12 protein-coding genes are annotated in these 12,867 nt (G+C 38.5%); 6 read left to right on the forward strand and 6 right to left on the reverse strand.

Translation table 11 applies throughout. From position 1 onward, the window contains the following. Positions 1 to 2 precede the first annotated feature (2 nt). Complete coding sequence (locus tag ACI48O_RS19710) at positions 3 to 431, forward strand: transposase (RefSeq protein ID WP_435563548.1); 429 nt, start codon at positions 3 to 5, stop codon at positions 429 to 431. Between the two features lie 154 nt (positions 432 to 585). On the opposite strand, the gene ACI48O_RS19715 is transcribed toward ACI48O_RS19710, so the two are convergent. The 3 genes from ACI48O_RS19715 to ACI48O_RS19725 form a co-directional block, all read right to left on the reverse strand. Further along, complete coding sequence (locus ACI48O_RS19715; protein ID WP_435563549.1) at positions 586 to 1,953, reverse strand: UDP-N-acetylmuramoyl-tripeptide--D-alanyl-D-alanine ligase; 1,368 nt, start codon at positions 1,951 to 1,953, stop codon at positions 586 to 588. A gap of 63 nt (positions 1,954 to 2,016) precedes the next feature. Next, entirely contained in the window at positions 2,017 to 3,099 is a 1,083-nt protein-coding gene (locus ACI48O_RS19720; RefSeq protein ID WP_435563550.1) for a D-alanine--D-alanine ligase, read from the reverse strand. Between the two features lie 660 nt (positions 3,100 to 3,759). Further along, a complete protein-coding gene (locus ACI48O_RS19725) occupies positions 3,760 to 4,536 on the reverse strand; it encodes a hypothetical protein (protein WP_435563551.1) in 777 nt (258 codons plus the stop codon). Between the two features lie 236 nt (positions 4,537 to 4,772). On the opposite strand from ACI48O_RS19725, the gene mgtE reads away from it, so the two are divergent. Both mgtE and ACI48O_RS19735 read left to right on the forward strand, forming a co-directional pair. Next, positions 4,773 to 6,131, forward strand: a complete 1,359-nt coding sequence (gene mgtE / locus ACI48O_RS19730; RefSeq protein WP_435563552.1) for a magnesium transporter — start codon at positions 4,773 to 4,775, stop codon at positions 6,129 to 6,131. 201 nt (positions 6,132 to 6,332) lie between these two features. Beyond that, on the forward strand, positions 6,333 to 7,523 hold the full coding sequence (locus ACI48O_RS19735; RefSeq protein WP_435563553.1) for an FtsW/RodA/SpoVE family cell cycle protein: 1,191 nt from the start codon (positions 6,333 to 6,335) through the stop codon (positions 7,521 to 7,523). A gap of 57 nt (positions 7,524 to 7,580) precedes the next feature. Here ACI48O_RS19735 and ACI48O_RS19740 read toward each other — a convergent pair whose 3' ends face one another. Continuing rightward, the gene (locus ACI48O_RS19740) at positions 7,581 to 8,906 is read right to left on the reverse strand and encodes a hemolysin family protein (RefSeq protein WP_435563554.1); all 1,326 of its coding nucleotides are present in this window, start codon (positions 8,904 to 8,906) and stop codon (positions 7,581 to 7,583) included. A 270-nt stretch (positions 8,907 to 9,176) separates the two neighbouring features. On the opposite strand from ACI48O_RS19740, the gene ACI48O_RS19745 reads away from it, so the two are divergent. The 3 genes from ACI48O_RS19745 to ACI48O_RS19755 all read left to right on the forward strand — a co-directional run bounded on the left by ACI48O_RS19745 (position 9,177) and on the right by ACI48O_RS19755 (position 11,229). After that, entirely contained in the window at positions 9,177 to 10,043 is an 867-nt protein-coding gene (locus ACI48O_RS19745; RefSeq protein ID WP_435563555.1) for an SPFH domain-containing protein, read from the forward strand. Positions 10,044 to 10,055: 12 nt separating this feature from the next. After that, entirely contained in the window at positions 10,056 to 10,214 is a 159-nt protein-coding gene (locus tag ACI48O_RS19750; protein WP_435563556.1) for a type II toxin-antitoxin system antitoxin, read from the forward strand. 166 nt (positions 10,215 to 10,380) lie between these two features. Next, complete coding sequence (locus ACI48O_RS19755; protein WP_435563557.1) at positions 10,381 to 11,229, forward strand: undecaprenyl-diphosphate phosphatase; 849 nt, start codon at positions 10,381 to 10,383, stop codon at positions 11,227 to 11,229. 43 nt (positions 11,230 to 11,272) lie between these two features. Here ACI48O_RS19755 and ACI48O_RS19760 read toward each other — a convergent pair whose 3' ends face one another. Beyond that, positions 11,273 to 12,427, reverse strand: coding sequence for a mannitol-1-phosphate 5-dehydrogenase (locus tag ACI48O_RS19760; protein WP_435563558.1), 1,155 nt, complete (start codon positions 12,425 to 12,427; stop codon positions 11,273 to 11,275). Between the two features lies 1 nt (position 12,428). Continuing rightward, entirely contained in the window at positions 12,429 to 12,866 is a 438-nt protein-coding gene (locus tag ACI48O_RS19765) for a PTS mannitol transporter subunit IIA (protein WP_435563559.1), read from the reverse strand. Position 12,867: the final 1 nt, after the last annotated feature.

Raw genomic sequence — 12,867 nt, forward strand, 5'->3', positions numbered from 1 at the left:
TTGTGGATGAACAACAGCGAATCTATAGAATTCTAACAACTAGATGGGATCTTACAGATCAAGAGATCATGGAAATTTATAAGCAGAGGTGGATGATTGAGCTTTTCTTTAAGTGGGTGAAACAACATTTAAAGCTGACTAAAATTTGGAGTACAAAACCGCAAGGTATTTGGAACCAAATGTTCCTTTCGCTTATTGCCTACGGACTTTCCCTAATTGTAAAGCTACAAACGAAATCGACTAAAACACTATGGGAATTCTTTCAAATGCTACAGATTTATCTTTATAAGACATGGAATAGTTTCATTAAAGCGTTAAATCGAAAGAAGACCAAAACGTCAAGAGGACGGCAGAAAATACCGATCCCGCTTGAGAAAAAGCCAATTGTTTTTGGAACAGTCGCCATATGTAAAGAAAAACGAAAAAAATAGGACAAAATCATCATAAGGAAAAAATTGGGAACAAGGTCTTTTTAGCACCCTGTTCACCTTTTTTATTTTCTGGGGTTTACACAGATGTTAATTTTTCCCATTTATTCAAAATTATTGCTTTGATGCAACGCCAGTGGGACTGTCCCCCGCTGCTTTAGCGTAGTGCAGTGACGATTTCTTCTAGTTTCATGCCGCGGGATGCTTTTACAAGGACTAGGGTCCCGTTGGTTGTATGGTTTTTTAGTTCAGCGATCAGTTCGTGTTTATCAGTAAACGATAACACTCGTTCCGGAGTAAGGACCGTCGCTGCGCCCGCGGCGATTTTCTCCCCTAAACGCCCATATGTTAACACTAAGTCGATTTTTTCCGGGTCTATCGATTGACCGATCTTGAAATGGAATTCTTCTTCTTGTGGTCCAAGTTCAAGCATATCACCAAGTACAACAATTTTTTTCGCAAAACCCTCTAGGTTTGAAACGAGCTCGATGGCAGCATTCATCGAAGTTGGGCTAGCATTATAAGCATCGTTAATGATTTTTTCTCCATTACCACCCTCAACGAGCTCCATTCTCATATTGGTTAATTTCAGACTTGAAAAACCGGCATTCATTTCTTTAAATGGTACGCCAAAGAAATGAGCAACCAGCATCGCAGCAAGCGCATTTAAAACATTATGCGTCCCTAAAACAGGTAATGAAAACGGCTCATCATATCCATTGATTGTAAACACGTTTCCTGTTTCGCTTTGCTTAATCTCAACCGGGTATAAATCATTTTCATTACTGCGCCCAAATGTTTTGACGTTACCTGAAAAGCTCTTTAACCGATTTTTAAGTAGCGGCTCATCTCCATGATAGACAATGAGCCCATTCTCCTGCAGTCCGGAGATAATTTCCAGCTTCGCTTCAGCAATTCCCTCTCTTGAGCCAAGGTCTAATAGATGTGATTCACCAATATTTGTAATGATGACCGCATTGGGTCTTGCCAATTCCGTTAGAAATTGAATTTCCCCGCGAGCGCTCATCCCCATTTCGAGGATCGCGATATCAGTGTCTTCATCAAGATTAAGAACGGTTAAAGGTAAGCCAATATGGTTATTATAATTCCCTTCCGTTTTTTGCACTTTATACTTGAGCGCCAATAAATTTGCCGTCATATCTTTTGTTGTCGTCTTCCCATTACTTCCTGTTATCCCGATTACATTTAGCTTTAATTCATTTCGGTAGCTCCGTGCTAATTCTTGCAGAGCAACTAGTGGGTCCTCGACCACAATAATAGGCAAATGGAGCGGAGGATTGGGTACGCCTTTTTGCCAAAAGGCTGCGGCTGCACCTTGATTAATCGCTTCCTCAACATAAACGTGACCATCCACCTTTTCCCCTTTAAAAGGAATAAATAAATTCCCACGGCTTATTTTTCGGGTATCAATACAAACTCCATTGATTACAGTGTCTGCAAAAGCGGTAAGGTCATTTTCAACCGAGATCATTTTGGCGATTTGAGCCAACGTTCTTTGAATCATACGAACCGAAACCTCCTACTAATAAATAACGAACACGGCTTAACAGCCGTGCCATCATAAGGTTTATATTGTATATTTAATCTTTTGCTTTTCGGCATGTCGTTCCTGAGCTAAACGAACCAATCTTTCAATCAACTCTGGGTAAACAATTCCTGTTTCATTCCAAAGAAGCGGGAACATGCTAACCGGAGTAAAGCCTGGCATCGTATTAACCTCATTGATTAACCACTTTCCATCCTGAGTTAAGAAAAAGTCTGCACGTACTAGTCCTGAGCAATCCAATGCTTTAAAAGCCTGAATCGCAAACTTGTTCATTTCTTCATATTGAGACTCAGTGATATCTGCCGGAATGATTAAACCTGTATTATCGTCCTCATATTTTGCTTCATAATCGTAAAAAGCAGCTTTCGGTACTATTTCACCAGCAACGGAGCAGTCAGGGGAATCATTACCAAGAACAGCTATTTCAATTTCACGTGCTACAACACCTTGTTCAACAATAATTTTGCGGTCAAATTGGAACGCCTCGTTAAATGCCTTGTCTAGCTCAGCGCGATTCGAACATTTACTGATTCCAACACTTGAACCAAGATTAGCCGGTTTAACAAAGCAAGGATAGCCAAGCTCTTGTTCAACTTTAAGATACGCTTCCTCTTCAGCTTTTTCCCATTCGTTGCGGATAAACCAAACATAGTCAACTTGTGAAAGACCAGCTTGGGCAAAGATATTTTTCATGATGACTTTATCCATCCCAGCCGCAGAGGCTAACACCCCATTACCAACGTATGGCAAATTCAGCAGCTCCAAAAGACCTTGTACCGTACCATCTTCCCCGTTCGGACCATGAAGCAATGGGAAAATAACATCAAGCTGTGTTGAATCTCCATCTATGTTAGTTTGAAATAAACTTGGTGATAAAATTCCAGAAGAAACTTCCCCTGTCGAAGATAAATCTAACTCTTTAACATCCTCTACCGGCTTTAATAGCTGAGGACCTTTAATCCATTGACCTTCTACCGTTATGTATATAGGAAAAATATCAAATTTGCTTAAGTCCAGCGCTTTAATAACTGCCATCGCTGTTCGCATCGATACTTTATGCTCTGCAGATTTCCCACCGTATAATAATCCCAGTTTCGTTTTCATTATTAAACCTCCATTTTATCAATCACACCTTTTTATTTTACCACTTTCTAAAAAAAGGTGGTCATTGTTTTTCCATTACTATTATTGTATGAACGAAATAGCTTGGTTCAAACCCATTAGATTCCAACTTTCTAGTACTGTTAATAAATGCAAAATTGCAAATTAATATGAAGAAAAATATTGTTGTTTTTTTATTTAAGGTCGGAATAACGGAATGTTGATTTCACTGTTTATGAAAAATAAACGGAGAAATTCCGGTTAAATTGGGAAATACCCATATTTCCTTAAAAATAAGGGAAGTTTTTCCGCTTATATGATCAAAATCAGTGGATTTTGTCTTATTTAGAGCAGTTAATCGGAATTTCTCCGCTTATATCTGCCTTTTTATCTTTCTCTTTATACATTAGACGGAAATTCTCCGCCTATGAATTCCCATACCTACACAAAAATCGATACGGAGAAGGCGGAAATGGTTTAATAAGCAAAATCCGAAGAATTAGCAATTTTATGCAAAATAGCAAGGGTATAAACCCTTGCTATTTCTATTTTTTAATCTCTCTAGCCTAACATTTTATAGTGCAAAAAGGTTTGCATTTTCCTGTGCAATTTGACGTTTTACGATAGGTAACGGAACCCTTTACAATATTGGGCCGCCTTCTTTTATGGGGCAACTAGTGTCCATTCCCTATTTCTTTTTTCAAACACCAGCTTCGCATCACATTTTTCAGTTTTCATTTGATTATATTCCTCAAACATATCATCCATATTGTCAAAATCGCCAATTACCCAAATAGGAATTTCGATCCGATTTCTATTTTGAACAGCGTTTCGCAATGAAAACACCGTTCCTTCACGCATGAATTTAGATAAAGATAGGATAATATCCAGATTGACGGGCGGATACGATCTTTTCTTTCGTAAACCGATTAATGTTTTTTCTAATTTCAAATCGGCCAGTTTAATTGAAATAACTTGACCTAGCATTCGGTAGAAATCATTCATATGACGATAATAGGTTTTATTAAACCAACCGTCATCACGAGATAAATATACATAACGATTTCCCAATTTATTATAAAAAGGCATCTTTAAATGCTGTTTTAAATGCCCTAAATAGAGTAGTTCCGCAATTTCATTCCCTGTTAATTCATCTAGACCTTCATTTTCTTCAAAATCAATCCAGCAAAAATCACCGTAACCATAAATATTATCCTGGGCCAGTTTTCTTATCATATCTTTTGTTACATATTCCAATTGAGTATGGCGATTAACCTCACCGTCATCAAACTTGTGCTTTAACAGCAATAAATGATTTAACGAGCGTGGCAAAGACAAGGCGAATTCTACGAACTCGACTCCATAGGAGATGACATATTGACCGTTTTCATTCAAATGGACATAGACCAGATCCCGAATTTCTTGATTTTGCTTTTTCAACTGAATCCCCCCGAACCTTCTAGTTCGTCCAACTTTTTTAATAGAAAAGACAGCCCCTAACGAAACGGTCTGGATGGATGTCATTTCGAATAATATTATCTTTATATATTTTAGCAAAAACAGTGAAAAATATCTTATATTGAAAAATAAAAAAATCCTATTATTATTTCTTTCTTTATATTATTTTTTTATAATAATCATGGCGAGTTAAACGGCGGAAGGAGTGTGAAGAAGAAATGATCATGAACATGACAGAAGAACAAATCATCTTGCAAATCATCAGCACATTAATAGAAAGCAACAAAGCCCAATTTGAGGCAATTGTTGACGAGCTGCAGCCCTATGATATCGCCCAAATATATGACAACTTGCCTGAAGAACATAAAACACGCTTTCTATTATTTTTAAATATCGACCTTCTTGCCGATTTAATTCAAGAGTTGAGTAAAGAAAAGCAAATAGAAGTTTTAAATAAAATTAGCCTGGAGAAAAAAGGGAAAGTCCTTGATGAAATGGACAATGATGACCTCGCTTCCCTCCTTGAAGATTTATCCCCTGAAAAAATGGACGCTCTGTTGGCGGGGATGAAAAAGGAAGAGTCAAAAATTGTTCAGGATATTATGAACTACCCATCCGAAACAGCAGGACGATTAATGACCAATCGCTTTGTCTGGATTCGCGACTATTTCACGGTGCGGGAAGCAGTCGATAAGTTAAAATCGTTTGCAGACTTTGCCGAAACGATTAATTATTTATATGTTATCGACCAAAAGCGTCAGCTTGTAGGCGTTGTCTCATTTCGGGATCTGCTGATCGCTGAACCTGATCAATTAATTCGTAACATTATGTTTGAGCGTGTCATTTCCGTTTCCGTTACGATGGACCAGGAAGAAGTCGCCACGATGATTGAACGCTATGATTTTATGGCGATTCCCGTCGTAGATGAACAAAATACTTTATTAGGGATTGTTACGGTCGATGATATTATTGACGTTGTCATAAAAGAAGCAAATGAAGATATTGAAAAATTATCAGCTTCAGGAAAATCGATCGACTTTGATACGAAGGCCTTTGTGGCAGCGTACCGACGACTGCCTTGGCTCATTTTGCTATTGTTTATTGGGCTTGTCTCAGGAAGTATCATCAGCGGGTATGAGGAAACATTAAAAAAGGTTGTGGCATTAGCGTTCTTTATGCCGATGATTGCCGGGATGACAGGTAACACAGGAACCCAATCACTTGCGGTAGTGGTAAGAGGACTGGTCTCGAAGGATATCGATAAACAGGAAATAATAAAATTGATTATCCGTGAATTAATGGTCGGGATCATTATTGGTGTCACTTGCGGAATTTTAATTTCAATCATTGCGTTTGTATGGCAAGGAAATGCGATTTTAGGTGTTGTTGTTGGCTGTTCCCTCCTGCTTACCTTAATTATCGGGACATTAGCGGGAACGATCATCCCGATTATTTTATACCGCTTTAATATCGATCCGGCCGTTGCCTCTGGGCCGCTTATTACCACACTAAATGATATATTTTCCTTAATTACTTATTTTGGTATCGCAACCACTTTCATCAATCATTTGATGTAATTTTACGATAATTTTTTTGGATAAACACGGAGGTTTTCCGTGTTTATTTTTTTTTAACAAATATTTAACACGATGCTATTGTTGATCGTTTTTTTCTTTGATACGATAAATATGTAAGGTTTTTCCAGAACATACTAACTCCTAAGACTCAGCCTCTTTTGCTCATTACGATCCCCAATACAATAAAGGTCAGGTGCTCATATGATCAAATCCTCACAAAAACCACCGGACAAATTCGACTGGACATTAAGTCTTATTTTGCTTCTTTTGTTTATATTCAGCTGTGTAGCAATCTATAGTGCTCAAACTACAGGACAATACGAAGATAACTTTTTATTAAGGCAAATTTTCTGGTACGGGGTTGGGATTGCCATCATTATGGTGGTGATGCTGTTTGACAGTGAACAATTTCGTAAACTCTCCTGGTACTTATATGGACTTGGGCTCTTCTTATTAATCCTTGTCATAATCGCTCCAGAGTCGATTGCACCAGTCAGAAATGGTGCAAAGAGCTGGTTTATCATCCCAGCGCTAGGTTCCATTCAGCCATCGGAATTTGTTAAAACCTTTTTAATCCTGGCTTTAAGCCGTCTCATTTCCGATCATCATCTGCATTTTCCTAAAAAAACTTTTAAAACCGATGTTTACCTATTGCTTAAAATGGGGTTTGCTACCGCTGTCCCTCTTGCGTTAATCATGCTTCAACCCGACTTAGGAACAAGCCTTGTCATCATTGCGATTTTTACCGGGCTATTGCTCGTTTCCGGAATTGCTTGGCGCATCATTCTGCTTATTTATGGAACTGGGGCCACACTTGCTGGCACTGTACTTTACTTTGTCATTAAAGCTCCAGATGTACTTGAAAAATATTTAAAGGTTAAGGCCTATCAATTTGAGCGAATCTACGCATGGCTGGACCCGTTCAACCACCAAAGCACATCAGGCTACCATCTTGATAAATCACTTAAAGCGATTGGCTCAGGGCTGATAACCGGAAAGGGTTTTTCAGAACGAAAGGTGTATATCCCTGAAAGCCATACGGATTTTATCTTTAGTGTGATTGGAGAGGAGTATGGTTTTGTTGGGGGCAGTATTTTGATTATCCTTTATTTCATTTTAATTTATCACTTAACAAGAACCGCGCTTGAAACAAATGAACATTTCAATACCTATATTTGTGCCGGCGTCATCAGTTTAATTACCTTTCATGTCTTCCAAAATATCGGGATGACGATCCAAGTGCTGCCCATTACAGGTATCCCGCTTCCGTTCGTAAGCTACGGCGGCAGTTCCCTGATGGGAAATATGTTAGCGATGGGGCTTATCTACGGGATTCGCTACCATCATAAAACCTACATGTTCTCTTCGGAATCGCGATATTTGCAAGGATAACAGCTGAAGTCCCCGTTAAGCGCATAAGTGAATTCTTTATAAAAAAAACCGGTAGGATTATTCCTCACCGGTTTTTACTAGTTCTATAGATGCTTTTTGTTTTTGCACTTCAACATATAGGATATGATGGCCGTCTAATTCTTTTACTTTAAATTCGAATCCTTCAGTTTCCACTGTATCATTTAGCTGAACATCATATTTTTGAGTTAAAATCCATCCTCCCAAAGTATCTACATCATCATCCGGGATATGTGTGGCTAATAAATCGTTGACATCTTCAATTAATAATTTTGCGTCAAATATGTAATGATTTTGGTTTATCTTGCGAACTAATGGAATTTCATCGGTATCAAATTCATCACGAATTTCCCCAACAATTTCCTCTAAAATGTCCTCTACTGTAACTAAGCCGGCTGTTCCACCATATTCATCAAGCAAGATCGCCATATGATTCCGTTCCTTTTGCATTTTAACTAACAAATCATGGATCGGAATCGTTTCGATCACTCGTATAACTGGATTTATATATTGCTCGATCGAAAATTCTTCTGAATTCACGTTTAAACTAGCCGTCAATAGCTCCTTAATATTAATCATTCCGATAATATTATCCTTGTCCCCGTCGACCACAGGGTACCTTGTAAATTTTTCTTCGCTAATCACCACAAACATTTCTTCTAGCGATGAGCTTTTATCTAACGCAACGATTTCTGTACGAGGAACCATAATCTCTTTTGCAATCCGATTATCAAATTCAAAGATATTGTTTACATAACTGTACTCCGACTGGTTTATTTCTCCTTGCTCATAGCTTTCCGATAAGATAATCCGAAGTTCCTCTTCACTGTGCGCAATTTCATGTTCAGATGCCGGTTTCAATCCAAATAAGCCGGTAAATAGTCGTGCCGATGTATTAAGGGCCCAAATAAACGGAAATAAAATTTTATAAAACCAGATTAATGGCTGTGAAAAATTTAATGCAATCGCCTCTGCTTTTTGAATCGCAAAGGTTTTCGGCGAAAGCTCACCGACGACAACATGTAAAAATGTAACGATCGCAAAGGCAAAGCCAAACGAAAGAACATGCTCAATCGATTCGTTTAAGGGCAGCCGTTCAAAAACAGGGCTCATTAACACCTCGAAAGTCGGCTCTCCAAGCCAGCCCAGTCCCAGTGCGGTAATCGTGATCCCTAATTGACAGGCTGATAAGTATTCATCTAAATGGGTTGTTACCTTTTTGGCAGAAATAGCTTTTCGATTGCCTTCTGCTATAAGCTGATCAATTCTGCTTGAGCGGACTTTGACGATGGCAAATTCCGATGCTACAAAAAATGCTGTCAACGCAATTAATAATCCTATGAGTAAAAGGTTCATAAGTTCCAATGAAGAGTCCTACTGCAAAAGTAAGACACTCACCTCCTAAAACGAAAATGCCGGGGCCATTTCGCTTATTCTCGATGGCAATAAAAACTTCTTTTACTACCTTCATTATCTCCATTATACCAAAAAAAATGGGATGGAAAGGTTTTCCGACTTATTAACACCTCCTTTAACTATGTTGTACCAGATTTATCCAAAAGGGTTTCTTTTTTTATATCAATGTGATATCATATTAGTATCAAAGTAATTTCATTTGAAACGGGGAGTGGTCTTATGAAAGAGAAAGAAATCTTTAAGTTGAACGGCTTTGTAGGAGTCGGAATTGTATTGCTTTTAGGTATCGCGGCTGTATCTTTGTTTAGACTGTTTATTCTTGATGGAAATCCAGCCAGCTTAATTGCATTTGTGATTGTCGCTCTCATAACTGCTGTCCTGGCAACTGGATTTACGATAAACCAACCTAATCAGGCTAAAGTGTTTACCTTATTTGGTTCCTATCTTGGCGTGATTAAGCAAGAAGGCTTTTGGATCTCGATTCCGTTAACATTAAGAAAAAATGTTTCGTTACGCGTGCTTAACTTTAATAGTGATAAACTAAAGGTTAATGACCTTGAAGGAAATCCAATTGAAATTGCAGCGGTTGTCGTTTATAAAGTAGTCGACTCTGCGAAAGCAGTGTTTGATGTCGAGGACTATCGCGGCTTTGTTCATACACAAAGTGAAACTGGATTGCGTCATATTGCCAGTCAGTATCCGTATGATAATTTTAATAATGATTATGAAATTTCGTTAAGACAACATTCCGATGAAGTCGGCGATGAGTTAACAAGGGATCTCCAAAAACGGTTAAAGGTTGCCGGTGTTGAAATTATTGAAGCTCGCATCATGCATTTAGCTTATTCCAGCGAAATTGCCTCATCCATGCTGCAAAGACAACAAGCAAAAGCCGTCCTTGCTGCCCGAAAGGTCATTGTCGATGGAGCCGTTTCGATGGTAAAATCGGCAATAGAGCAATTAAGTAGTGAAGGTGTAGTCGATTTAGACGAAGAAAAGAAAGCCCAAATGGTGAATAACCTAATGGTTGCTCTTGTTTCAGATAAAGGAAATCAACCAGTTGTCAATACAGGGACCATTTATTAAGGTAGTGATTTTGTGGCTGAAAAAAAGAAATTCCTACTTCGGATTGACCAAAAGACATATGATGCCCTTGAAAAATGGGCAAGTGACGAGCTTCGCAGCGTCAATGCCCAAATCGAAATACTTTTAAAAAAAGCAATCAAAGAAGCAGGTCGTTTAAAAAACGAAGAGTAATGAAGGTTCCATTTAAAATGAGGATGACTAGAATGGTCATCCTTTCTTTTTTTGTCTAATCTAGGTCTTCTTCTCCCCCCAACAATTAAGGTATAATCATAACTAGTTGTTAAAAAGTTAGAAAATAAAGCAGATAAATATAGAATAAAGGAGAAATTTTACGAAAATGGAGTTCCTAACAATATTAAAAGCAATTATATTAGGATTAGTTGAGGGTCTGACTGAATTTGCACCTGTCTCTTCAACTGGCCATATGATTATTGTCGATGATATGTGGCTTAAGTCCGTTGAATTTTTAGAATCAAAATATGTAGCGAATACGTTTAAGGTAGTAGTTCAGCTTGGGTCGATTTTGGCAAGTGTAATTTTCTTTAAAGACCGTTTTATCGATATGCTCGGTTTAGGGCGTTGGTTGAACAAAAACGATAGCAAGCAGCAACAGCCTAACCAAAGCAGACTTAAACTTACTCAAGTCATTGTTGGGTTGATTCCTGCTGGGGTGTTAGGAGTGTTGTTTGAGGATTACATCGACGAGAATTTATTTTCGACCAACACAGTCTTGATCGGCCTCGTTTTAGGCGCTATTTTAATGATCATTGCGGATCTGTTCGGCGGAAAACGCCCTACAGTAAATACGGTGGACCAAATTACGTACAAGCAAGCTTTTACGATTGGGTTAATTCAATGTTTTTCCCTCTGGCCAGGGTTTTCCCGCTCAGGAGCAACGATTTCCGGCGGTGTACTGATAGGCCTTAGCCACCGTGCCGCTGCCGACTTTACCTTTATTATGGCTGTGCCGATCATGGCGGGTGCAAGTCTTATTTCTTTGTTAAAAAACCTGGAGTACTTCACCATTGATGCACTTCCTTTCTTTATAGCAGGCTTTATTAGCGCATTTGTGTTTGCCTACCTTTCCATCCGCTTTTTCTTAAAGCTGATCAATAAGGTGAAGCTGATTCCATTTGCGATTTACCGTATTGTTTTAGCAGCGGTAATTTACTTTGTCTTTTTATAAATAGCAAATCCTCCTGAAATTTTTCAGGAGGATTTTAATATTCCTATTTTACCTTCAACATATTATATTGCTCAACAATCCCCTTGAATAGTGGTAAAGTAGGGTCAAGCTTTGTATACTCTTCGATCGCCGCTGCAAGTCCTTTTTCTACAATCGTGTTTTGGACTTTAACCGCTTCATCATCGCCCTCGAAATTGTAAAGAAGCGCCGCTGCAATACCTTTCATCAGATATACAGGTTCTTTCCCCACTTCATCAATATATTGGCGAGCTGGGCTTACAAGACGGTCATTTGGCCCGAGCTTGCGAATCGGCGAACGACCTACTCTAGTTACTTCATCAACGATGTAAGAATTAGCAAATCGCTGCAGGATTTTATTAATATATTTCTCATGGGCAGAGGCTTCAAAACCATATTTCTTGATTAAAAAATCGCCGCTCTCCTTTAACGCACCTTCAACCATTTCATGAATTTGACTGTTATCCATGGCAGCATTAATAGTCTCGATTCCAAAATAATAACCAAAATAGGCAGCAAGGGCATGACCCGTATTGACAGTAAACAGTTTTCTCTCAATGAATGGGACTAAGTCATGAACATATGTGATTCCATCAATCTCTGGCTTTTCACCGATGATGTTCGTTTCTTCAACGACCCATTCATAAAATGGTTCAACCTTAACCATTAACTTATCTTCATTGACTTGGTTCGGAACAATCCGATCCACCGCAGAATCCGGAAAACCAAAACGTTGATCAAATAAGGATCTCTCCTCATCAGTTAGTTTCTCATACACCTTTTCTTTTAAAAGCGAGCTTCCGCCAATCATATTTTCACAAGCGATCACATTAAGTGGCTTTTCAGTCCGTTCAAGCCGCTTTCGCAAACCATCTGCAATTAATCCAGAGATTAATGGAAGAATATTTGGTCCAATTGCCGTTGTTACCAAGTCCGCCTCGGCAATCGCCTGAATGACAAGTTCCGGATTGGACGCACTATTTATGGCCCGTACATTTTTTACGGTAATTTCTTGTTGTGAAGGATCCGCTAAAACAACTCGATACTCCTTCTTTTCATTTAATAGGTCGACAATTACACTATTTACATCAACAAAACAAGTTTCATATCCGGAATGGTATAATAGATTTCCGATAAAACCTCGTCCAATATTTCCTGCTCCAAAGTGTACGGCTAACATATTAATTCACTCCTTCAAAGATCGCTAAAACCTCTTCTGCTGTTTGCGCGTTAACAAGCTTTTCAATGTTTTCTTCTTCTGAACATACAATCGCGATATTAGAAAGGATATCTAAATGTTCATTGTTTTTCCCAGCAATCCCGATTAATAGTTTAACAATATTCCCTGCACCAAAGTCTACACCTTCTGGAACTTGGATAAAGGAGATTCCCGATTCTTTAACATATTGCTTTGAATCTTCTGTTCCATGAGGGATGGCAACAAAATTCCCCATATAAGTAGAAGTTAATTCTTCTCTTTCAAGCATTTTTTCAATATAGTCTGCTTCAACATAACCTCTGCTAACGAGAACACTGCCAGTTAAGCGAATCGCCTCGTCTTTTGACCCTACAGTTGTATTTAAGATGATATTTTCTTTAGTTAAAATTGAGTTTGACATA

The organism is Neobacillus terrisolis, from assembly GCF_051233475.1.
Lineage (GTDB): Bacteria > Bacillota > Bacilli > Bacillales > Cytobacillaceae > Bacillus_BU.

Bases quoted from the DNA above. Each gene is read 5' to 3' on its own strand.
- ACI48O_RS19720 (WP_435563550.1), bottom strand. From the start codon at position 3,099: ATGAAAACGAAACTGGGATTATTATACGGTGGGAAATCTGCAGAGCAT.
- ACI48O_RS19755 (WP_435563557.1), top strand. From the start codon at position 10,381: ATGGAGTTCCTAACAATATTAAAAGCAATTATATTAGGATTAGTTGAG.
- ACI48O_RS19715 (WP_435563549.1), bottom strand. From the start codon at position 1,953: ATGATTCAAAGAACGTTGGCTCAAATCGCCAAAATGATCTCGGTTGAA.
- ACI48O_RS19745 (WP_435563555.1), top strand. From the start codon at position 9,177: ATGAAAGAGAAAGAAATCTTTAAGTTGAACGGCTTTGTAGGAGTCGGA.
- ACI48O_RS19765 (WP_435563559.1), bottom strand. From the start codon at position 12,866: ATGTCAAACTCAATTTTAACTAAAGAAAATATCATCTTAAATACAACT.
- ACI48O_RS19735 (WP_435563553.1), top strand. From the start codon at position 6,333: ATGATCAAATCCTCACAAAAACCACCGGACAAATTCGACTGGACATTA.
- mgtE (WP_435563552.1), top strand. From the start codon at position 4,773: ATGATCATGAACATGACAGAAGAACAAATCATCTTGCAAATCATCAGC.
- ACI48O_RS19760 (WP_435563558.1), bottom strand. From the start codon at position 12,427: ATGTTAGCCGTACACTTTGGAGCAGGAAATATTGGACGAGGTTTTATC.